The sequence below is a fragment of the Bacillus sp. 22190 genome (assembly GCF_052045575.1).
Classification (GTDB): domain Bacteria; phylum Bacillota; class Bacilli; order Bacillales; family Bacillaceae; genus Bacillus; species Bacillus altitudinis.
The window spans coordinates 78,779-99,785 of record NZ_JBQEPF010000011.1 but is presented as its reverse complement, the minus strand read 5'-3'; the positions used below and the strand labels follow the sequence as shown (position 1 = coordinate 99,785).

Here is a 21,007-nt window from a genome sequence, read left to right as displayed (position 1 = left end):
AAAGAGAATGAAAAAAATTCTTGTTGTATGCGGAAACGGTTTAGGAAGCAGCTTTATTGTTGAAATGAATGTCAAAAAGGCATTAGAAGAATTAGGACTTTTAGCGGAAGTGGATCACACCGATCTCAGTACAAGCAAAAATGAACAAGCAGATCTTTATATCGGAGCAACAGATATTATCGATCAGCTGGATGACGGCACAAGAAAGGTCGCTGGATTAAATAACTTGTTAGACCAGGAAGCCATTAAAGACGTCCTTCGTAAACACATATAATCGACGGAAAAAGGGGGATTCACATCATGATAGAACTGATCATGAACGATATATTGGGCACACCCGCAATTCTCATCGGTTTGTTTGCACTCGCTGGTTTACTTTTGCAGAAAAAGTCAGCTGCCGATACTGTATCAGGCACCTTAAAAACAACAATGGGTTTTTTAATATTAGGAGCGGGCGCCACAGTCGTATCTGATTCACTTGGGGTTTTCAGAAAGATGTTTGAAGCAGCCTTTCACATTCAAGGGGTTGTCCCAAATACTGATGCCATGGCGGCCATTGCCCAAAAGGAATTCGGTACACAGACAGCGCTTATTATGATTTTTGGTATGGTGGTCAATTTGCTTTTGGCAAAATTCACACCCTTTAAATACGTCTTTTTAACTGGTCATCATACGCTATATATGGCGGCTATGCTTGCAGTCGTTCTGTCAACAGCTGGCATGCAAGGAACGCTGCTGATCACCACTGGTTCAATCGTATTAGGTGCAGCAATGGTCATTGCTCCCGCAATCCTTCAGCCGTTTACAAGGAAAGTCACTGGAAATGATGATCTGGCGCTCGGTCATTTCAGTACGTTCGGCTATTTTACAGCGGGAATGATCGGCAAATGGGTCGGGCGCCCAGAGAAATCAACGGAAACCATTCAAGTGCCTAAATCACTCGGTTTTCTAAGAGATACATCGGTGGCCATCTCCATTACAATGGCTTTGCTTTTCTTTGCGATTGCACCGTTTGCGGGAATTTCATTCATAGAAAACATTAGTGGTGGTACGAACTTTGCTGTCTTCATTCTCATTCAGGCCATTACCTTTGCTGCTGGGGTGTACATTATTTTAGCAGGTGTACGGATGGCCATCGGAGAAATTGTGCCTGCTTTCAAAGGGATTGCCGATCGTTTCGTCAAAGGGGCAAAGCCGGCACTTGATGCACCAACTGTTTTCCCATTTGCTCCAAATGCGGTGATCATCGGTTTTTTATGCAGTTTTGCTGGAGGCATCGTGTCTATTTTCCTTCTTCCTTTGTTTGGTTTAACTGTCATTGTTCCTGGACTTGTGCCACACTTTTTCTGCGGTGCGACAGCGGGCGTATATGGCAATGCAACGGGGGGAGTGAGAGGTGCAGTCGCCGGTTCCTTTGTAAATGGAATACTCCTTTCATTTTTACCAGCTTGTTTACTTCCTGTGTTAGGCACTCTTGGCTTTGAAGGGACAACATTTGGAGATACAGACTTCGGTATCATCGGAATATTGATTGGATTGATCAAATTTTTATTTCATCTTTAAAAAGGAGGCATTTCAGGATGACAGCTATTTTCTCACCTTCATTGATGTGCATGGATTTAACACACTTCCGTGAACAAATTCAGCTTCTGAACACAAGGGCAGACCGTTATCATGTCGACGTCATGGATGGTCATTATGTGAAAAATCTGACCTTATCACCCTTTTTCATTGAACAACTTCGGAAACTGACAGATGTTCCGATTGATGTTCATCTAATGGCCGAACAGCCTCAGGAATTTTTAATTGATGCATGTATTGATGCAGGCGCAACGATGATTTGTTTACATCCAGAAGTGGTGCAAAAAGACGTTTTTCGAATCATTCGGCATATCCAAGAAAGAAAGTGTGAGGTCGGCTTTGTTCTCAATCCCGCCACACCAGTTGCAGCATTAGATGCTTTTATTCATTTAATAGACCGGGTGACGATCATGACAATTGATCCAGGGTTTGCGGGTCAGCCTTTTATCAAAGAAATGCTTCCGAAATTGAAAGAGGTGAAAGAAATCAAAGAGAAGGGGGGATACTCATTTTCAATTGAGGTAGACGGCTCTTGTAATGAAAGCACGTTTCGGTTGCTTGCTGAGGCAGGAAATGAAATTTACATCATCGGTACCTCAGGTTTATTTGGACTTCACGAAGAATTAGATAAAGCATGGGAAATAATGAAGCAATTGTTCGCAAAAGAAACAGCCACAATGAAATCACCTTAGTAAAAAGGAGGATGAAGCCCATCCTCTTTTTTACGCAATTTTACTAAACAACCTATCTCCTTATCAAAACATACTCAAAAACTTCATAAAAACATAAATTTATAATTGAAAGCGCTTTATTTATGTGTTATTCTTCAAATATCTTTAGTAAACATTTAGTCAAAAATGATGAGGAGTTTGCCTATGACTACACTCAAAGATATTGCTCATGATGCAAAAGTATCCGTCTCTACTGTATCCCGTGTGTTAAATGGCGACCAAACGCTTGCCGTTTCACACGCAACAAGACAAAACATCCTCGACATAGCCAAGAAATTAAACTATACCCCAGTCAGAGCAAGAAAAGCCGATCAAGCAGAAGTAAAAAGCCCACCCGCCTCCCCAGTCATCGGTGTCGTTGTCGCCCAATCCATTGACGAAGAATTAAATGATCCTTTTTTTTCATCGATTCGAAAAGGAATTGAAAAAGAATATGCCAAACAAGGTCTGTCCACTCTCCATACTTTTCGCCTAAGAAACATGGATAAAGGGGCGATACTAAAGGATATTGACGGTTTGATCGTCATTGGACGAATCAGCCCTGATACGGTTGAAAAGATGACAAACCGAATGGAACATATTGTGTTTATCAATCATTATGCGGATGAAGATTTGTATGATTGTGTACATGTGGATTTTGTCAGAGCGGCAGATCGTGCCATTCGTCATCTGCAATCTCTCGGCTATACACATCTAGGCTATATTGGCGGGAAAGAGAGGGAGCATTATTTCGAAGGAAATGCTGTGATTGAGGACGAAAGACAAACAACGTTTATCAAAAGAATGCAAGAAGCGGGAACTCTTCATATGAATGACATCCACATAGGCGAATATTCGATGCAAGAAGGCTACTCACTTATGCAAAAAGCCATTCAAAAAGGAAAGCTTCCAGAAGCCTTTTTTATCGGAAGTGATTCTATGGCAATAGGCGCTATGCGTGCGCTACATGAAGCCGGTCTTCGTGTACCTCAAGATGTCTCAATCGCGGGATTTAATGATATCGAAGCCGCTTCCTTTTCAAGCCCGCCGCTCACAACGGTTAAAGTATATACAGAACAAATGGGGGAAGTAGGTCTAAAGCTTTTGCTTGAGCGGATAGAAGGAAGAAAGCTTCCCCTAAAAGTCGTCGTGCCAACAAAGCTCATGCAAAGAGGCAGCACATGCCCAATCCATGAAAGGGGGTGAACGAGCATTTCAGCAAACAAAAAAGAGACAAAAAAGCAGGAAGGGATCTGCTGAGCATGATGGCCAGATCATGCTGAAAACAACGCAGTTCACCCAATTGCTCTCTTATCTCTTTGAAAAGAATAGAATTCCAGTATAATGGACTTCTTTTGTTTCCGCAACTGCATGAATTCTACCGATAATCGTCTGAATTTTCAGTGATCAAAAGGAGGAAACGATGAGTAAAAAAATTCTGATGCTGTGTGCAGCTCTAGTTTTGTCGATGATCTTGTCTGCTTGTGGCAATAACGGTGCGTCTGAAGCAAACGGAAAAGTGACCTTGACTCTATTCTCCACAATGAGCAACAGCGGGGAGAGAAAGGCATTTGAAGAAGTGATCCGTGACTTTGAAAAAGAACATCAAAACATCCGAATTGATGCCAACTTCCCTGGCAACAGCTATGAAGATATGATACGTGTCAAAATGGGCGCAAACGACATGCCAGACCTATTTGATACACACGGCTGGGCCAAACTGCGATATAGCGAATACGTGGCTGATCTAAAGGAGATGGACTGGGTAAAACAACTCGATCCTTCACTCGATCAAATTTTAAAAGACAAAGATGGCAAAGTCTATGCTTATCCGCTGAATCAAGCAAAAGACGGACTTAGTTTTAATGCCAATCTATTAAAAGAATATGGCATTAAAGTTCCTAAAACACTGGATGAACTGGAAAGTGCTTTACAAACTGTCAAAGAAAAAAGTAAAGGGGACGTTGTGCCGCTCTGGATCCCAGGAGGCGATAATTCAAATATTGCCCAAGTCTTTGATGAGCTGGCAACGCCTTTACTCATTACCGATCAAAAACATCAATACGGAAAAGACCTTGAAAATGGATCATTTGATTGGTCTCACTATACACCGCTTGCACAGTTTATGAAGGAGCTGAAAGATCAAGACCTTTTAAACAAAGATGTACTCACTGCGAAACTATCCCAAGCACCTGAGCTGATGGCACAAAACAAAATCGCTTTCACCTTTGTGGGAGGATCTTTAGGACCTGAGGCGACTGAACTCAATCAATCGACCAAAGTAGGCACCATGCCCGTACCAGCGATTCATGAAGGAGATGAGCAAAGCTGGATTGGCGGGGAACGCTTTACTGTCGCGGCATGGAAAGACTCAAAGCATCTAAAAGAAGCAAAACAATTCATTGACTTTTTAGCAAAGCCTGAAAACGCAAAAAAAATCGCAGAGGGCACTTCCTCTGAAACGGCCTTAAAAGAAGTCAAAGCCAAAAACTATTACTCTACATTTTACGAGCAATATGAAGATATTAAGATTGAACCCTATTTTGATCGAAAATACTTACCGAGCGGCATGTGGGCTGTCATGGCAACGACCGGTCAAGAATTATTAGCAGGCTCCATCACACCGGAACAACTATCGAAGAAAATGGAAGAGGAATATAAACGTCTGAAAAAACAATAGCAGGCTCATGCTGAAACAGGAGTGAAGCCAATGAGTGACATCACAAAAGAAAACCAGGCGGCGACATTTACCTCTTTTCCAAAACAGAAGATGAAAAATAGCCAAAATTCTTCACTTTGGTGGATGTATCTGCCTGCTGTTCTCGTTGTCAGTGCCTTTATCATTTATCCCTTTTTTAACGGGATTCAGCTCTCTTTTACAAATTGGAACGGTTTCTCACAACAGTATGAGTGGATCGGACTGGATCAATACAAACGATTGCTGCAAGATCCAACTACATGGCTTGTTGTGAAAAATACCCTTCTTTACGGCATCGGGAGCACCATCTTACAAAATATGATTGGTCTTGGATATGCACTCTTATTAAATCAAAGTTTAAAAATGAGAGCCATCACAAGAACCGTGATCTATCTACCCGTCATGATCAGCCCGATTGCTATGGGCTATATTTGGTATTTTGTCTTTGCGTACCAAGGTGGTGCTTTAAACGACGTTGTTACCTTTTTTGGATTTGATCCAATGAACGCACTTGGTAATCCGCAGCTAAACACTTGGATCATTGTGTTTGTGAATACGTATCAATTCGTCGGGATTGCCATGATCATTTATTTAGCAGGACTCCAAAGCATACCTAAAGATTATTATGAAGCAGCACAACTCGACGGAGCTTCAGGTCTTCAGCAATTTTGGCGAATCACATTACCGCTTTTAATGCCATCTATCACCATCAATGTTGTGCTCAATGTGATCGGTGGACTTAAATTATTTGATGTCATTGTCGCCCTCACTGGCGGAGGACCCGGAGATTCCTCGCAATCGATGTCGACTTTTATGTACGATCTGTATTTCAAACGGCAGGATGCAGGCTATGCAGCGACGCAAGGTGTCTTCATGGCTGTCATCATCCTTGTCGTTAGTGTCGCAGCGCTCATTTATTTCAAACGAAAGGAGACCGAGGTGTGATGGATAACGCCTATAAACGAAAGAAAAGATGGTACTCCTTACTCGCCCTTTTGATCACATTGCTGCACCTGATTCCATTTTATATTTTAGTCACGACCTCTCTAAAGGGGATAGGAGATTTTAGCTCAAAATGGTTGTTCCCATCAACGCTTCATTTTGAAAACTTTCTGATGGCATGGACAGATGCTCAGCTTGGCCAGTCCTTTTTGAATACAGTGATCATTACGTTCAGCTCGGCTGCCCTACTCATTATCTTTGGATCACTTGCCGCCTATCCACTCGCAAGAAGAGGAACAAAGCTGAATCAAGCGGTGTATCTCTTATTCATTGCCATTATGGTCATACCGCCGCTCACAGCCCTTGTCCCTTTATACAAAATGGTTGTACAAATTGGCATGATGAATACTTATCAAATCGCTATTTTAAACAATGTTGCTGCTTTTTTGCCACTGACGATTTTTCTATATGCCGGTTTTATCCGGTCGACGATTCCAAAGGAGCTTGAAGAAGCCGCTCGTATTGATGGCGCGGGAACACTTAGAGTCTTTTTCACCGTCGTTTTTCCGCTGCTGAAGCCGATTACCGCTTCTGTTTTAATCATTGCCTGTGTGTATATTTGGAACGACTATCAATTTGCCATCTTCTTCTTGCAAGATAAAGAGATGCATACACTGACAGTCGCCTTATCCAATTTCTTTGGTCAAAATCAACACCAGCTCCAGCTAGTTGGCGCCGCTGCTCTTATTGCGATGCTGCCAATGGTCACGATGTTTTTACTTTTGCAAAAATACTTTATCGCAGGGCTGTCTCAAGGCTCTGTTAAAGGGTAATCCAACCTTGATGTAAAAAGGAGTGTCGTCTATGTCTAAAATTACATTTATCGGTGCAGGAAGTACCGTGTTTGCTAAAAATATATTAGGAGATTGTCTGTTCGTTCCCGCACTTGCCGGCTTTGAATTTGCGTTATATGATATCGACCATAACCGGCTGAAAGAATCAGAAACAATGCTGCGTCACTTAAAAGAGAACTACGGTGCACATGTGACAATTCAGTCGTATCACAACCGGAAAGAAGCCTTAAAGAATGCGAAATATGTCATCAATGCCATCCAGGTGGGAGGCTATCAGCCAAGCACTGTTATTGATTTTGAGATTCCAAAAAAATATGGATTAAGACAAACGATTGCGGATACGGTTGGCATCGGCGGTATTTTCCGTTCACTTCGAACCATTCCCGTGATGCTGGACTTCGCAAAGGATATGGAAGAAGTATGTCCACACGCCTTATTATTAAATTACACGAATCCAATGGCCACACTGACTGGCGCTATGCTGCGTTATACTCGGGTTCAAACGGTTGGTCTTTGCCATAGCGTACAGGTGTGTACGAAAGATTTATTTCAATCACTTGAAATGGACCATGAAGGCATTGAAGAAAAAATTGCCGGCATTAATCACATGGCATGGTTATTAGAAGTGAAACGGGACGGTCAAGACTTGTATCCAGAAATCAAAGCAAGAGCAAAAGAAAAACAAAAAACACGGCATCCAGATATGGTTCGTTTTGAACTAATGGATAAATTCGGCTACTATGTCACCGAATCCTCAGAGCACAATGCAGAATATCATCCGTATTTTATCAAATCTCGTTATCCAGAACTGATTGGACAGTTTAACATTCCGCTCGATGAATATCCAAGACGCTGCGAGGAACAAATCAACAATTGGAATACGATGAAGCATGACCTTGTGGGAAACACACAGATCACACATACGCGCTCTAAAGAATATGGTTCACGTATCATTGAAGCGATTGAAACGAACGTTCCCTTTAAATTTGGTGGAAATGTACTGAACACAGGTGGACTCATTCACAATCTTCCTGAAAAAGCCTGTGTAGAAGTACCGTGTGTCGCCGACCGGAGCGGTATCATGCCATGTTATATCGGAGAGATACCTGAACAATTGGCAGGACTCAACCGGACCAATATCAGCTCACAGCTCATGACGATTGAAGCTGCAATCAGCGGCAAAAAAGAACACATTTACCAAGCGGCATTATTAGACCCGCATACAAGTGCTGAATTATCAATTGATGACACCATCAAACTATGTAATGAATTAATTGAAGCACACGGGGAGATGCTCCCGGCTTATACAGAGCCGAGTCAATACGCAATTTCTTCTAAATAACTAAAATAAACGGTCTTAGCCTGATGCACCTGGCATCAGGTTTTTTTAAATCAACAAACTGATCATTGACTGAAAGCGTTTTTAATATTATGATTTTTCTAAAGTTAACCAACAGTTAACCAAAAACATATCATCAATTAATTAACATGATCATGCCACATGACACACAGACAAAACGACCTAAAAGGGGGACAGATCTGCGGAACCAAAGAAGCTGAAAGGTATAGACTTCACATGTTTTATCAGAACGTAAAGCAAAACTGTGGTTTCATTTGACAAAGAGTGTATACAGATGAAGACCCCTTAGATGAGACAATGACGATAAATCAACACACGACTGCATCACAATCCAAACAAAGAGGAGAGAGGGAACATGACCAAAACAGATGTACAAACGTTGAAAAATTATATTGGCGGACAATGGGTGGACGCCGAAACGAACCAAACGGAAGCTGTTTATAATCCAGCTACTGGCGAAGTCATCGCAGAAGTACCACTTTCAACAAAAACGGATGTAGAACATGCAGTCCAAGCTGCACAAGAAGCGTTCACCACTTGGTCTAAAACAGCTGTTCCCCGGCGCGCACGTATCTTATTTAAATACCAACAGTTACTCGTTGAGAAATGGGATGAGTTAGCTGAACTCGTCACGCTGGAAAACGGAAAAAGTGTAACAGAAGCAAAAGGAGAGGTGCAGCGAGGAATTGAATGTGTGGAATTTGCCGCTGGTGCACCAACCTTAATGATGGGGAAACAACTACCTGATATTGCGACTGGTCTAGAGTCTGGCATGTACCGCTACCCAATTGGCGTCATCGGCGGCATTACCCCGTTTAACTTTCCGATGATGGTCCCATGCTGGATGTTCCCGCTTGCCATCGCTTGCGGAAATACATTTGTTTTAAAGCCTTCAGAACGGACGCCAATCCTTGCTGCACGGTTAGCAGAACTATTTGAAGAAGCGGGACTTCCAAAAGGTGTGCTCAACATTGTCAATGGCGCTCACGATGTAGTAAACGGTCTTCTTGAACATGAAAAGGTAAAAGCCATTTCGTTTGTCGGCTCTCAGCCAGTCGCAGAATACGTCTATAAAAAAGGGACATCACATGGTAAACGTGTACAAGCACTTGCCGGTGCAAAAAATCACTCTATCGTCTTGAAAGATGCTGATTTAGAATCAGCAACAAAACAAATCATTGGCGCTGCTTTTGGATCAGCAGGTGAACGCTGTATGGCAGCAGCCGTTGTCGCAGTGGAAGAAGACGTGGCGGACGACTTGATTCAACAATTGGTCGATGAATCCAACCAGCTTGTCATCGGAAACGGAATAAATAAAGATGTCTTTCTCGGACCAGTCATTCGGAAAGAGCATAAAGAACGAACTCTTCAATATATTCAATCAGGAATTGAAGAAGGCGCAAGCCTGATTCGTGATGGCAGACAAGATAACGAAACAAATGGAGAAGGGTATTTTGTCGGACCAACGATCTTTGATCATGTCACAAATCAAATGAAAATCTGGCAGGACGAGATTTTTGCCCCAGTCTTATCCATTGTCCGTGTCTCATCACTCGCAGAAGCAATCGACCTGTCCAATCAATCAAAATTCGCAAACGGTGCCTGCCTATACACAGACAGCGCTTCAAGCATAAGAGAATTTCGTGAAAACATCGAAGCCGGCATGTTAGGCATTAACATTGGTGTCCCTGCTCCAATGGCTTTCTTCCCATTTTCCGGCTGGAAAGACTCCTTCTACGGAGACTTGCACGCCAATGGGACAGATGGAGTAGAGTTTTACACGAGAAAGAAAATGGTGACCGCTCGTTATATGTAGTCTACATTTATTGAACATTGAGGAAGAATGCAGCTCCATCATGGAGACTGCATTTTTTTGTTGTCTTCTAGTTAAAAAGTAAGGGTTTTCATCGCACTCTTTACAAGGATTCACAGGGAGAAATCATTCTTTGTATTCATTCTTCATCACGAAACATCAACATAATTTGAAATTGGGCCTAAACCCCAATATCAGGAAGATGAAAACAGGAGGAAATGACACGATGAGGATGAGGACGAGGATGAAGTGTAGCGTTTGTTTATTGATCTTCACTTTGGTACTGAGTTGTTTGCCAGTATATGAAGCTCATGCGGCAAGCACACCAATTGCCAAGCAAGTAGGAAATGCAAACCCGCTCATTGATCATCACTTAGGAGCAGACCCGTTTGCGCTTACCTATAACGGAAGAGTGTACCTTTATATGTCGAGTGATGACTATGAATATCAAAGCAACGGAACAATTAAGGACAATTCATTTGCAAATCTGAATAGAGTATTCGTCATCTCTTCGGCGGATATGGTCAACTGGACCGATCACGGAGCGATTCCAGTAGCGGGAGCAAATGGGGCAAATGGCGGCAGAGGCATTGCCAAATGGGCAGGCGCATCATGGGCCCCATCAGCAGCGGTAAAGAAGATCAATGGAAAGGATAAATTTTTCCTTTATTTCGCTAACAGCGGCGGAGGGATTGGAGTCCTTACAGCAGACAGCCCGATCGGCCCATGGACTGATCCGATTGGAAAACCACTCGTTACGCCAAGTACACCTGGCATGTCTGGAGTTGTATGGCTTTTTGATCCGGCCGTATTTGTAGATGATGACGGTACTGGTTATCTATATGCCGGCGGTGGCGTTCCAGGCGGTTCCAATCCAACGCAGGGACAATGGGCAAATCCTAAAACAGCAAGAGTCCTGAAGCTAGGTGCTGATATGACAAGTGTGGCCAGTATCGCATCCACCATTGATGCTCCTTTTATGTTTGAAGATTCAGGGATGCATAAGTATAACGGTACCTATTACTATTCCTATTGCATCAATTTTGGCGGCTCACATCCTGCTGATAAACCACCTGGTGAAATCGGCTATATGACGAGCTCAAGTCCGATGGGACCCTTCACGTATAAAGGACACTTTCTGAAAAATCCGGGTGCTTTTTTTGGTGGCGGCGGTAACAACCATCATGCGGTGTTCAATTTTAAAAATGAGTGGTATGTGGTGTATCATACGCAAACCGTTAGCTCTGCATTATACGGAAGCGGCAAAGGCTATCGCTCTCCACATATTAACAAGCTTGTGCATAATGCAGATGGCTCCCTTCGAGAAGTAGCAGCCAATTATGAAGGGGTGAAACAGCTATCTAATCTGAATCCATATCAACGTGTTGAAGCTGAAACATTCGCTTGGAATGGACGCATTTTGACAGAAGCCTCGTCAGCACCAGGAGGACCAGTGAATAACCAGCATGTCACCAATATTCAAAATGGCGATTGGGTGGCTTTAGGGAATGTAGACTTTGGTTCAAATGGCGCTAGAACATTTAAAGCCAATGTCGCATCGACAGTAGGCGGGAAAATAGAAGTACGCCTTGGCAGCGCAAACGGCAGACTGGTCGGTACACTTGATGTTCCTTCCACCGGTGGAACACAAAACTGGCGGGAAATAGAAACATCGATTAACGGCGCATCCGGAGTGCACAACGTATTTTTTGTCTTTACCGGAACTGGCGGGGGAAATCTATTCCAATTTGATTCTTGGCAGTTTACTCAAAGGTAGCGAATAAAGGTGCTTAAATGTTTGATAGAGGAGTGGGAAATTTGATGTCATGTATAAAAAAACCAATGCTTGCTTTATTGGTGTGTTTCACCATGCTGTCTGTCATGTTCATAGGCCCCGGAGTAGCTGAAGTATCAGCAGCTGACGCAAACATTAACCTTAATGCAGAAAGACAAGTGATTCGTGGTTTTGGCGGAATGAACCATCCAGCTTGGATTGGTGATTTGACAGCACCACAAAGGGAAACCGCCTTTGGCAATGGACAAAATCAGTTAGGGTTTTCCATTCTTAGAATTTATGTAGACGAAAACAGAAACAATTGGAGCAGAGAAGTCGCGACGGCCAAACGAGCGATCGAGCATGGTGCTCTAGTCATTGCTTCCCCTTGGAATCCTCCAAGCAGTATGGTTGAAACATTTAACCGGAATGGATCACCTGCCAAGCGGCTTAAATACAATCAATACGCAGCATATGCTCAGCATCTGAATGATTTTGTCACTTACATGAAAAACAACGGAGTCAATCTTTATGCCATTTCTGTACAAAACGAGCCTGATTATGCGCATGAATGGACATGGTGGACACCTCAGGAAATCCTGCGATTCATGAGAGAAAATGCCGGCTCCATTAATGCACGTGTGATTGCACCAGAATCGTTTCAATACCTTAAGAATATCTCAGATCCTATCTTAAACGATCCGCAGGCGCTAAGGAATATGGACATTCTCGGCGCTCATCTATACGGAACCCAAATTAGCCAGCTTCCGTACCCTCTTTTCAAACAAAAAGGGGCAGGGAAAGAGCTATGGATGACAGAGGTCTACTACCCGAATAGTGATAACAATTCAGCGGACCGCTGGCCTGAGGCATTAGGGGTATCAGAGCATATTCACCATTCAATGGTGGAAGGGGACTTTCAGGCGTATGTGTGGTGGTACATCCGGAGATCATACGGTCCTATGAAAGAAGATGGAATGATTAGCAAGCGCGGATACAACATGGCGCATTTCTCCAAGTTTGTGCGTCCAGGGTACGTCAGAATTGATGCAACGAAAAGCCCTGAATCAAATGTTTTCGTCTCAGCTTATAAAGGAAACAATCAGGTCGTCATTGTGGCGATTAATAAAAACAATGCAGGGGTCAATCAACACTTCGTCGTGCAAAATGGCTCTGTTTCTCAGGCGTCTAGATGGGTGACGAGCGGCAGCAGCAACCTTCAACCTGGAACTGACTTAAACATATCAGGAAATCAATTTTGGGCTCATCTCCCTGCTCAAAGTGTGACAACATTTGTGGTCAAACGCTAGAGAAACACGAAAAGCCAATTTTCTCATTAAAAAAGAAAATTGGCTTTTTTCTGTGTAAATAGAAAGTTGATTTTTCACGACGTCAACACTTTGGGTATAATAATAACAATGACTTCAGGAGAGTGATCATTATGCCAAAGGTTCAAAGCAAAGTATTGATTATAGATGACGAAAAAGAAATTTTAGAATTAATCCATACCGTATTAACAAGAGAAGGCATTGACCAGGTGTTAACAGCTTCAACTGCCCGTGATGGGCTCACGCAATTTCATCAAGAACAACCAGATCTCGTCATACTGGATATTATGTTGCCAGACGGAGAAGGCTACGATATTTGCAAACAAATCAGAGATGTCTCACATGTTCCGATTATCTTTTTATCAGCAAAGGGAGAGGAATCAGACAAAATTGTAGGACTTGCCATTGGCGGCGATGATTACATTACAAAACCGTTCAGTCCAAAAGAAGTCGCCTACCGGGTAAAAGCCCAGCTAAGACGGTCATCCTACTTACAGCCTTCTCAAGCGGAGCCCGTGATCAAAAAAGGACCATTTGAGTTAAACGAGCAGCAAGCCGAACTGACGAAAAACGGAGCGGCAATTGAACTCACACCGAAAGAACTTATGTTGATGACTTATTTCTTGCAGCATCCGAATCGCGTCATCAGTAAAGAAACGCTTTATCAAACGGTTTGGGGAGAGGATTTCTTCGGTTCTGATAATACGGTAATGGTTCATATACGAAGACTTCGGGAAAAAATAGAAAATTCCCCATCTACACCAGAATTTCTCGTGACGGTCAAAGGGCTTGGCTATAAATTTGTTGTAAAGGATGCGTAAAGATGAAATGGCGATTAACAGGCAGATACATGGTCTCTGTCATTATCGTGACCATTATCACGGTCTTTATTAACTTATTTGGATTCATGATATGGCTTGTACTACAAGCAAGCAGTCAGCAAAACGAAGAAAATACGCCGGAAACCTTCACAAGAACATTTGAACAATACATCACCTTGTCTGATCAAGATATCACTGTGAGTAAAGAAGGACAGCAAGCTTTAAAACAACAAAATGCGTGGATTCAAATATTAGACGAAAATGGACAAGACGTCTATCATGCACTAGCACCTAAAGGCTTAAAGAGCAAATACACACCTATAGAAATTGTAAACTTACATAAATATAAAGATAAGCAATTGATGTCGACGATCTATGCTGGAGGGAAAAATGGAAAGGGTAAGGAATACAGCTACTTCATCGGATTTAAGGACCCTTCCATCGGAAAATATTTATTTTCTTTTGATACGAAAGAATTAATATCGCAATTCAATATCGGGACGATGATTTTATTATCGATTGATGCCATCATTGCCTTATTCATTGGATACTTATTCAGCCGGCAACTCATCAAACCGCTCGGCCGTGCCATTTATGGCATCCAGAGGCTCGCAAACGGAGATTATACGACGAAGCTGCCAACGAAGGGGATATATAAAGATGTGTTCTATAATGTCAATCACTTATCAGAGCAGCTCGCTTCAAGCCAAAAAGAAAAAGACAAATTAGAGCAAATGCGAGAAGAGTGGATCAGTCATATTTCTCATGATATTAAAACACCATTATCCTCTATTCAAGGCTATGCAGAAATCATAAAAGATCCAAATTATCCTCTTTCAAATCAAGACATTAGACATTATGCCAGCATCATAGAGAATAAATCATTGTACATCAAAGATGTGATGGAGGATCTCAATTTAACAACAAGGCTGAAAAATAACGACGTGATGTTGCATAAAGAACTGGTGAACATTGTGCCATTGCTGCGTGAAACGTTAATTGATATCCTCAACGATTCGAGATATGCAGATCAGACCATTGAGCTGCAAACGAATGTAGACAAGCTTATGCTAAATATTGATACGATCCTCATACGAAGAGCGGTCACCAATCTCATTTTAAATGCCCTTGTTCACAATGATGCTGATGTGAAAATCATTGTACAGCTTGAACAAAAAGAACATACCCACATCACCATTCAAGACAACGGCAAAGGAATTGAAGAGGCAGAGCTAGAAAAAGTGTTTGACCGCTACTATAGAGGGACGAATACTGGAGGGACACATGCAGGCTCAGGTCTTGGAATGGCGATTGCAAAAGATATCATCCAAAAACACGGGGGAGATATTACAATACAAAGTATGATAGGAGAAGGAACAACGATTGATATCCAATTACCCGCTTAAACGGACATACAAAAAAACGGTTCTGCTCAATCACAGAACCGTTTTTTCTAACTCTTATTCTGAAAACACTTTTATGCCTTTCACAATGTTCCAAATGAAGAAGTAGATCGCCACAAGGAATGTCACAGCATACGTTGCAATTAAGAACGGACCAGCATGACTGATATCGTTCATGCCAAGTATACCTGAACCGGCAATACCAAGACCGAAAATCAAATAAGGAATAATATGTGTCCATAGTGATTTTTTCGCATGGTATTTCACTTCGTCTTTTCCTAAGAAATAAACGATAATCGGAAATAGAAACGGTGCAAAAAAGATACTGAAGTAACATAATGAAGACAAAATTTTATTTTCTCTCAAAGCTTTTCACCTCTATGATTGATTTAGAAGAGGGGACCATTTGACTCATCCCTCAATTCCTTACAAACCCATTGTACAACCTCAACCTTAACTTGTATTAATCCGAACCTTACAGCAACCTTAAATATGTTAAACTTTAAAAAGACAAGGAAAGATAAAATGATTCTGGGTATTTCAATCTATTTTTTCAGAAAAAAATAGTTGACTTTGGTCATTCCTCTATTTAAAATAAAGTCGTAACCGATGCAGGAGTGTTACTGATATGATCAGGCACCACCAAGTCAGGTAAACAGATTGTACATTTGTACGTTGTTTGCTGAGATTTTGGTGTTTTTTTATGCTTTTTTTAGCATTTTAGGTAAGGTGGGATGAGGATGTTCACCGTCGTTAAAGTTTTAAATAATAATATCGTATTAGCTCTAACAGAGGCTCAAAATGAAGTCGTTGTGTTTGGAACAGGAATAGGTTTTAAAAAGAAGAAAGGTGATACACTTGATGAGAGCGCTGTCAGTAAGACATTTTATTCTGATCAGACGTCTCCATTAGAATCTCAACTTGCCGCTATCCCAACTGATATCCTTTTATTAACTGAAAAAATCATTCGCGTAGGCGAAGAGATGTTGAATAAGAAGTTAGGTTCCAGCGCGCTCTTTTCGCTATCCGATCATCTCACCTTCGCTATTCAAAGGCACGAAGAAAAAATGGCGTATGAAAACCCCATTGTGTGGGAAATTCCACATCTCTATTTTCAAGAATATCAAGTCGGGAAAAAAGCACTGACAATTATTCAAAAGATGATGGGCATTTCTTTTGAAGATACTGAAGCTTCACTCATTGCCCTGCATTTTGTAAACGCTCAAATAGATGGTCAGTCTATGGGAGACACCATTAAGATGACTCACCTGACGAAAGAAATCGTCAAAATCATTCAAAATATTTTCGAGATGATATTGGATAAATCATCCATTAATTATTCGAGGTTTATTACCCACTTGAGATATTTTATTGTCAGGCAGGAAACCAACCAACCACCGCAGCAGATGGATGACTCGTTAAAAGAATTAATACAGGATCGTTATATGAAGAGTTATGCCTGCGGATTGATCATCAAAGAAATGTTAAAACGAGAATTCAATTGGAATGTGACAGAAGACGAACTTGTTTTTTTAGTCATCCATATTGAGAGAATCACAAAGGAACACCAAAAAAATAAATGATTTCTTTTAGGCGTGTTATGAAAAAGCATTAACCTAAACAAATCTCCATGAGAAAGAATGATCTTTTCTATGGTGGATTTTGTTTAGGTTTTTTTTGTGAAAATGAAGGGGTGAAAGCATGGAAAACAAAGAATTGGCTGGAAAAATTGTGAAATTAATCGGTGGAACCGAAAATATATCTCAAAGTTGGCATTGTATCACACGGCTAAGATTTAATCTCAACGATGAAAGTCAGGTAAAAGTAGATGAGCTGAAAACATTAGATGGTGTTTTAGGTGCTCAATTCCAAAGTGGACAGTTCCAAGTCATTATTGGAGCAAAGGTAGCAGAGGTTTATGAGGAAATCGATCATCTGGCCGGTCATAGTAGCAATGATTCTGCTCCTGTTAAAAACACGTCAAAGATGAACCCAATTGAAGTCGTATTCGATGTGATCAGCGGGATTTTCACACCTATTTTGCCAGCGATTGTTGGTAGTGGATTGATCAAAGGAATCATGGCACTGTTCGTTAGCTTAGGCTGGCTGACGGAGACAAGTTCTACCTATCAAGTACTTCAAATTTTTTCAAATGCTGTCTTTTACTTTTTACCTTTCCTCATTGCTTATTCGGCAGCGAAGAAATTTAAAACGCGAGAATCTCTTGCGCTCGCATTAGCAGGGATTTTACTATATCCAACGATAATCGAAGGTGCAGCAAAAGGAGCAGATCCGTTAAATTTATTAGGGTTAAGTATTCCACTAAATAATTACACATCTTCTGTATTACCAATTATTTTAGGTGTGCTATTACTAAGTTTTGTCGATAAGTGGATAACAAAAGCGATCCCAAAATCTTTAAGTATCGTATTTACACCGGTACTGAGCCTGATGATCACGGCTCCTCTTACACTGGCTTTTATCGCTCCTATTGGGAACGTTTCTGGGCAATATTTAGAAATCTTTTTCACTTCTTTGTTCAATTTCGCTGGTCCGATTGCCGGTTTATTAATGGGGGGCCTTATGCCACTCATTGTGTTAACTGGAATGCATTACGCATTCTTCCCAAGCACGTTAGCCAGCTTTGAAAAAGTGGGTTACGATATCATGCTGCTTCCGATGAATTTCATTGCGAATATGGCACAAGCAGGCGCTGTGTTAGGTGTCATCATCCGCACCAAGCGGGTAGAAACAAGGTCTTTAGCACTTTCAACATTGCTTCCTAGTTTCTTCGGGATCACAGAACCAGCCATTTATGGAGTCACACTTAGACTAAAAAAACCTTTTTATGCTTCATTAATTGGCGGCGCAGTCGGTGGATGTTTTTACGGTTTATTTTCAGTTAAAACGACAGCCTTTTCGATCCCAGGCATTACTTCACTGCCAACTTACATTATGAAAGGGACAAATAATTTTCAGCTGGCTCTGATTGGAATCGCCCTTAGCTTCATCGTGTCACTTCTCATCACCATTCTCCTTGGATTTCAGGAGTCTGTCACGGCTTTTAATGAGCAAGCTGCAGAAAAGCCAAATCACACTGAGAGTACAGAGAATCAACAAATGTCTAAGCAAACAAACCCTTATGAAGTTCAAGCACCTATGAGTGGAAAGGTCATTCCTTTATCTGAAGTGAATGATTCCGTGTTCTCAAGTGAAATGATGGGGAAGGGAGTCGCAATTTTGCCTGATAAGGGGGTGGTACAAGCACCGTTCTCAGGAAAAGTAGTGACTGTTACACCTACTAAACATGCCATCGGACTCGTTTCAGATGATGGGATTGAATTATTGATCCACGTGGGGATTGATACGGTCAGCCTAAACGGCCAATTCTTTGATGTACTGGTAAAAGAGGGCGATAAGATAAAGACGGGGGATCATTTATTATCGTTTGATATAGAAGGCATTCAATCAAACCATTTAGATGTAGTGACACCTATTATCGTCACAAATTCAACGCAATACCTTGATGTGATTCATACAGGTGACGCTCATGTCACCGCAGGTCAAAATAAGCTCTTAATGCTTATTCACTAATATAAAGAGAAGGGATGATTGAAATGAAAGAATTAAAAAAAGGATTTTCAGATGATTTTTTATGGGGTGGCGCAACTGCTGCCAATCAAATAGAGGGCGCATACTTAGAAGGTGGCAAGGGCCTGTCGACATCAGACTTTGCTGCATATAAAGATCCTTATGAAAAAGGAAAAGTGAACAACTTTACTTTCGATGTGAGTTCAGCTGAATTAACAAGATACAAGGAACAACCCGATGAATTTGATTTCCCGAAAAGACGCGGAATCGATTTTTACCATCGATATGAAGAGGATATTGCACTATTTGCAGAGATGGGCTTTAAAGTGTTTCGCTTGTCTATTTCATGGGCAAGAATCTTTCCAACTGGTTTAGAAGACAAGCCGAACGAAGAAGGATTGGCTTTTTACGATAACGTATTTGATGAGTGTGCGAAATATGGAATTGAACCGTTAGTCACGATGTCTCACTATGAAATGCCGATTACTTTAACAGAGAAATATAATGGCTGGATGAGTAGAGAACTTGTCCCGTTGTTTGAAAAATATGCCCGTGCCATTTTAGAAAGATATAAAAATAAAGTGAAGTATTGGATTACATTCAATGAAATGAATATGAACCTCAACAGCCTTTACACCGGTGCTGGAATTTTAGAGGACCTAGTAGACCATAAATTACAGGCTGCGTATCAAGCATCACATCATCAATTTATCGCCAGCGCTCTCACTGTGAAGGCTGCAAAAGAAATCATTCCAAATGTCCAAATTGGCTGTATGATAAACCAAATTGAAGCCTATGCAAAAACAACGAAACCAGAGGACCAGCTGCAAGCGGTAAAATCGAACCAATTGAATATGTTCTATCCGGATGTTCAAGCTAGAGGTGAATATCCAACATACATGGTGAAATATTTTGCTGACAACGACATCAAACTTGATATCGAAGAGCAGGATGAGCAAATTTTGAAAGAGGGCATCGTTGATTTTGTGGCGATCAGCTACTATATGTCCCACGTAGCAGAAGCCCGAGAAGATGCAGCCGAGCTAGCGGGTACATTTGATAGTCCGATCAAAAATGAGCATTTGGAGTTATCACAATGGGATTGGCCAATTGATCCAATGGGTCTGCGCATTTCATTAATTAAACTGTATGACAGATACCAAAAACCTTTATTTGTTTGTGAAAACGGACTTGGCGCAAGAGATACATTGACACCAGACAGAGAAATTCACGACGATTATCGAATTGATTATTTAAAACAACATATTGAACAGATGAAAGAAGCAGTCAAAGAAGGTGTCGACTTAATGGGGTATACACCATGGGGTTGTATTGACTTAATTAGCTGCGGAACATCTCAAATGAGTAAACGCTATGGTTTGATCTATGTAGATCAAGACGACAGAGGGAATGGGACATTAAATCGTTACAAAAAAGATTCCTTCTACTGGTACAAAAAAGTGATTGCAACAAATGGGGAAGATTTATCATAATCCAGATAGAATGATGATGACACCATTGCATCCGCCTTAATTGGCCGGGTACGATGGTGTTTTTTTGTTTACCGAAAAGTAACCTCAATTATGTCATAGCAAGCGCTAGAGATCTCTTTGCTACAATCATTTGATAACAAAAGTTGGCCGAAAAATGTTTCACCTTGACCTTGAAGTATAGTTCAACCTTTATAATGTACATATAGTAAAACAAAATAATAAAAAAGGAGTAACGATGGAGTTGATGACTAGAGGAGAACTTGCCAAAAAAACAGGAGTAAGTCCTGCCGCAATTCGTTACTATGAAGAGCACAACATATTACCTGCTCCAAGACGACGTTCAAACGGTTACAGATTCTATACAGACGACTATGTTGTGAAAATTCAATTGATCAAAGATGCGAAAACGCTCGGTTATTCATTAAAAGAAATAGCTGAAATTATGGACATGCTAAGTCAAGACATAGACCTTGATACCCTAAGACAAATTGTCCATCTTAAACATGAAGAAATTGAAAAGAAAATTAAAAGCCTTCGTCTCATTCAAGACCTTTTATCTAACTTATTAAAAACCCCTGAGAAAAAAGTACAAGTCTACCTGGAATCATTTCGTGTTCCGAAGCAGGATGATCAATAAAC

At 41.3% G+C, this 21,007-nt stretch carries 18 protein-coding genes; 17 read left to right on the top strand and 1 reads right to left on the bottom strand.

Annotated elements, in window-relative coordinates; translation table 11 throughout:
- The first annotated feature begins 7 nt into the window (after positions 1–7).
- The 13 genes from ACTJKA_RS14740 (at position 8) to ACTJKA_RS14680 (ending at position 15,287) form a co-directional block, all read left to right on the top strand.
- The gene (locus tag ACTJKA_RS14740) at positions 8–274 is read left to right on the top strand and encodes a PTS sugar transporter subunit IIB (RefSeq protein ID WP_017359544.1); all 267 of its coding nucleotides are present in this window, start codon (positions 8–10) and stop codon (positions 272–274) included.
- Between the two features lie 26 nt (positions 275–300).
- Positions 301–1,563 (top strand): PTS ascorbate transporter subunit IIC, encoded by a 1,263-nt coding sequence (locus tag ACTJKA_RS14735; protein ID WP_025207436.1) that lies wholly within the window; start codon positions 301–303, stop codon positions 1,561–1,563.
- Between the two features lie 17 nt (positions 1,564–1,580).
- Complete coding sequence (alsE, locus tag ACTJKA_RS14730) at positions 1,581–2,273, top strand: D-allulose 6-phosphate 3-epimerase (RefSeq protein ID WP_058213709.1); 693 nt, start codon at positions 1,581–1,583, stop codon at positions 2,271–2,273.
- A 183-nt stretch (positions 2,274–2,456) separates the two neighbouring features.
- On the top strand, positions 2,457–3,497 hold the full coding sequence (locus ACTJKA_RS14725) for a LacI family DNA-binding transcriptional regulator (protein WP_017359547.1): 1,041 nt from the start codon (positions 2,457–2,459) through the stop codon (positions 3,495–3,497).
- 217 nt (positions 3,498–3,714) lie between these two features.
- Positions 3,715–4,971, top strand: coding sequence for an ABC transporter substrate-binding protein (locus tag ACTJKA_RS14720; protein WP_440607822.1), 1,257 nt, complete (start codon positions 3,715–3,717; stop codon positions 4,969–4,971).
- Between the two features lie 30 nt (positions 4,972–5,001).
- Positions 5,002–5,934: a carbohydrate ABC transporter permease gene (locus tag ACTJKA_RS14715; RefSeq protein ID WP_116306933.1), complete on the top strand. Its 933-nt coding sequence runs from the start codon at positions 5,002–5,004 to the stop codon at positions 5,932–5,934.
- Positions 5,934–6,764 carry a carbohydrate ABC transporter permease gene (locus tag ACTJKA_RS14710; protein WP_007499267.1) on the top strand — a complete coding sequence of 277 codons (831 nt, stop codon included), beginning with the start codon at positions 5,934–5,936 and terminating at the stop codon, positions 6,762–6,764. Before ACTJKA_RS14715 ends, ACTJKA_RS14710 begins: the two co-directional genes overlap by 1 nt.
- A gap of 31 nt (positions 6,765–6,795) precedes the next feature.
- Positions 6,796–8,127, top strand: coding sequence for an alpha-glucosidase/alpha-galactosidase (locus ACTJKA_RS14705; RefSeq protein WP_007499268.1), 1,332 nt, complete (start codon positions 6,796–6,798; stop codon positions 8,125–8,127).
- Positions 8,128–8,500: 373 nt separating this feature from the next.
- A complete protein-coding gene (locus ACTJKA_RS14700) occupies positions 8,501–9,961 on the top strand; it encodes a CoA-acylating methylmalonate-semialdehyde dehydrogenase (RefSeq protein ID WP_025207429.1) in 1,461 nt (486 codons plus the stop codon).
- A 229-nt stretch (positions 9,962–10,190) separates the two neighbouring features.
- Positions 10,191–11,735: a glycoside hydrolase family 43 protein gene (locus ACTJKA_RS14695; protein ID WP_212339158.1), complete on the top strand. Its 1,545-nt coding sequence runs from the start codon at positions 10,191–10,193 to the stop codon at positions 11,733–11,735.
- Between the two features lie 41 nt (positions 11,736–11,776).
- The gene (locus ACTJKA_RS14690; protein WP_025207427.1) at positions 11,777–13,042 is read left to right on the top strand and encodes a glycoside hydrolase family 30 beta sandwich domain-containing protein; all 1,266 of its coding nucleotides are present in this window, start codon (positions 11,777–11,779) and stop codon (positions 13,040–13,042) included.
- A gap of 131 nt (positions 13,043–13,173) precedes the next feature.
- Positions 13,174–13,881 carry a response regulator transcription factor gene (locus ACTJKA_RS14685; RefSeq protein ID WP_342468055.1) on the top strand — a complete coding sequence of 236 codons (708 nt, stop codon included), beginning with the start codon at positions 13,174–13,176 and terminating at the stop codon, positions 13,879–13,881.
- Between the two features lie 2 nt (positions 13,882–13,883).
- Entirely contained in the window at positions 13,884–15,287 is a 1,404-nt protein-coding gene (locus ACTJKA_RS14680; protein ID WP_156061676.1) for a sensor histidine kinase, read from the top strand.
- A 54-nt stretch (positions 15,288–15,341) separates the two neighbouring features.
- Here the strand turns inward: ACTJKA_RS14680 and ACTJKA_RS14675 are convergent, their stop codons facing one another.
- On the bottom strand, positions 15,342–15,650 hold the full coding sequence (locus ACTJKA_RS14675; protein WP_098680451.1) for a DUF4870 domain-containing protein: 309 nt from the start codon (positions 15,648–15,650) through the stop codon (positions 15,342–15,344).
- A 374-nt stretch (positions 15,651–16,024) separates the two neighbouring features.
- Between ACTJKA_RS14675 and ACTJKA_RS14670 the strand changes: the two genes are divergently transcribed.
- The 4 genes from ACTJKA_RS14670 (at position 16,025) to ACTJKA_RS14655 (ending at position 21,005) form a co-directional block, all read left to right on the top strand.
- Positions 16,025–16,867 carry a PRD domain-containing protein gene (locus ACTJKA_RS14670; protein WP_008343748.1) on the top strand — a complete coding sequence of 281 codons (843 nt, stop codon included), beginning with the start codon at positions 16,025–16,027 and terminating at the stop codon, positions 16,865–16,867.
- 118 nt (positions 16,868–16,985) lie between these two features.
- Positions 16,986–18,878, top strand: a complete 1,893-nt coding sequence (locus tag ACTJKA_RS14665; protein WP_440607821.1) for a beta-glucoside-specific PTS transporter subunit IIABC — start codon at positions 16,986–16,988, stop codon at positions 18,876–18,878.
- Between the two features lie 14 nt (positions 18,879–18,892).
- Positions 18,893–20,368, top strand: coding sequence for a glycoside hydrolase family 1 protein (locus tag ACTJKA_RS14660; RefSeq protein WP_058213716.1), 1,476 nt, complete (start codon positions 18,893–18,895; stop codon positions 20,366–20,368).
- Positions 20,369–20,603: 235 nt separating this feature from the next.
- Positions 20,604–21,005, top strand: coding sequence for a MerR family transcriptional regulator (locus ACTJKA_RS14655; protein ID WP_017367349.1), 402 nt, complete (start codon positions 20,604–20,606; stop codon positions 21,003–21,005).
- Positions 21,006–21,007 lie beyond the last annotated feature (2 nt).

Bases quoted from the DNA above. Each gene is read 5' to 3' on its own strand.
- ACTJKA_RS14740 (WP_017359544.1), top strand. From the start codon at position 8: ATGAAAAAAATTCTTGTTGTATGCGGAAACGGTTTAGGAAGCAGCTTT.
- ACTJKA_RS14735 (WP_025207436.1), top strand. From the start codon at position 301: ATGATAGAACTGATCATGAACGATATATTGGGCACACCCGCAATTCTC.
- alsE (WP_058213709.1), top strand. From the start codon at position 1,581: ATGACAGCTATTTTCTCACCTTCATTGATGTGCATGGATTTAACACAC.
- ACTJKA_RS14725 (WP_017359547.1), top strand. From the start codon at position 2,457: ATGACTACACTCAAAGATATTGCTCATGATGCAAAAGTATCCGTCTCT.
- ACTJKA_RS14720 (WP_440607822.1), top strand. From the start codon at position 3,715: ATGAGTAAAAAAATTCTGATGCTGTGTGCAGCTCTAGTTTTGTCGATG.
- ACTJKA_RS14715 (WP_116306933.1), top strand. From the start codon at position 5,002: ATGAGTGACATCACAAAAGAAAACCAGGCGGCGACATTTACCTCTTTT.
- ACTJKA_RS14710 (WP_007499267.1), top strand. From the start codon at position 5,934: ATGGATAACGCCTATAAACGAAAGAAAAGATGGTACTCCTTACTCGCC.
- ACTJKA_RS14705 (WP_007499268.1), top strand. From the start codon at position 6,796: ATGTCTAAAATTACATTTATCGGTGCAGGAAGTACCGTGTTTGCTAAA.
- ACTJKA_RS14700 (WP_025207429.1), top strand. From the start codon at position 8,501: ATGACCAAAACAGATGTACAAACGTTGAAAAATTATATTGGCGGACAA.
- ACTJKA_RS14695 (WP_212339158.1), top strand. From the start codon at position 10,191: ATGAGGACGAGGATGAAGTGTAGCGTTTGTTTATTGATCTTCACTTTG.
- ACTJKA_RS14685 (WP_342468055.1), top strand. From the start codon at position 13,174: ATGCCAAAGGTTCAAAGCAAAGTATTGATTATAGATGACGAAAAAGAA.
- ACTJKA_RS14680 (WP_156061676.1), top strand. From the start codon at position 13,884: ATGAAATGGCGATTAACAGGCAGATACATGGTCTCTGTCATTATCGTG.
- ACTJKA_RS14670 (WP_008343748.1), top strand. From the start codon at position 16,025: ATGTTCACCGTCGTTAAAGTTTTAAATAATAATATCGTATTAGCTCTA.
- ACTJKA_RS14665 (WP_440607821.1), top strand. From the start codon at position 16,986: ATGGAAAACAAAGAATTGGCTGGAAAAATTGTGAAATTAATCGGTGGA.
- ACTJKA_RS14660 (WP_058213716.1), top strand. From the start codon at position 18,893: ATGATTGAAATGAAAGAATTAAAAAAAGGATTTTCAGATGATTTTTTA.
- ACTJKA_RS14655 (WP_017367349.1), top strand. From the start codon at position 20,604: ATGGAGTTGATGACTAGAGGAGAACTTGCCAAAAAAACAGGAGTAAGT.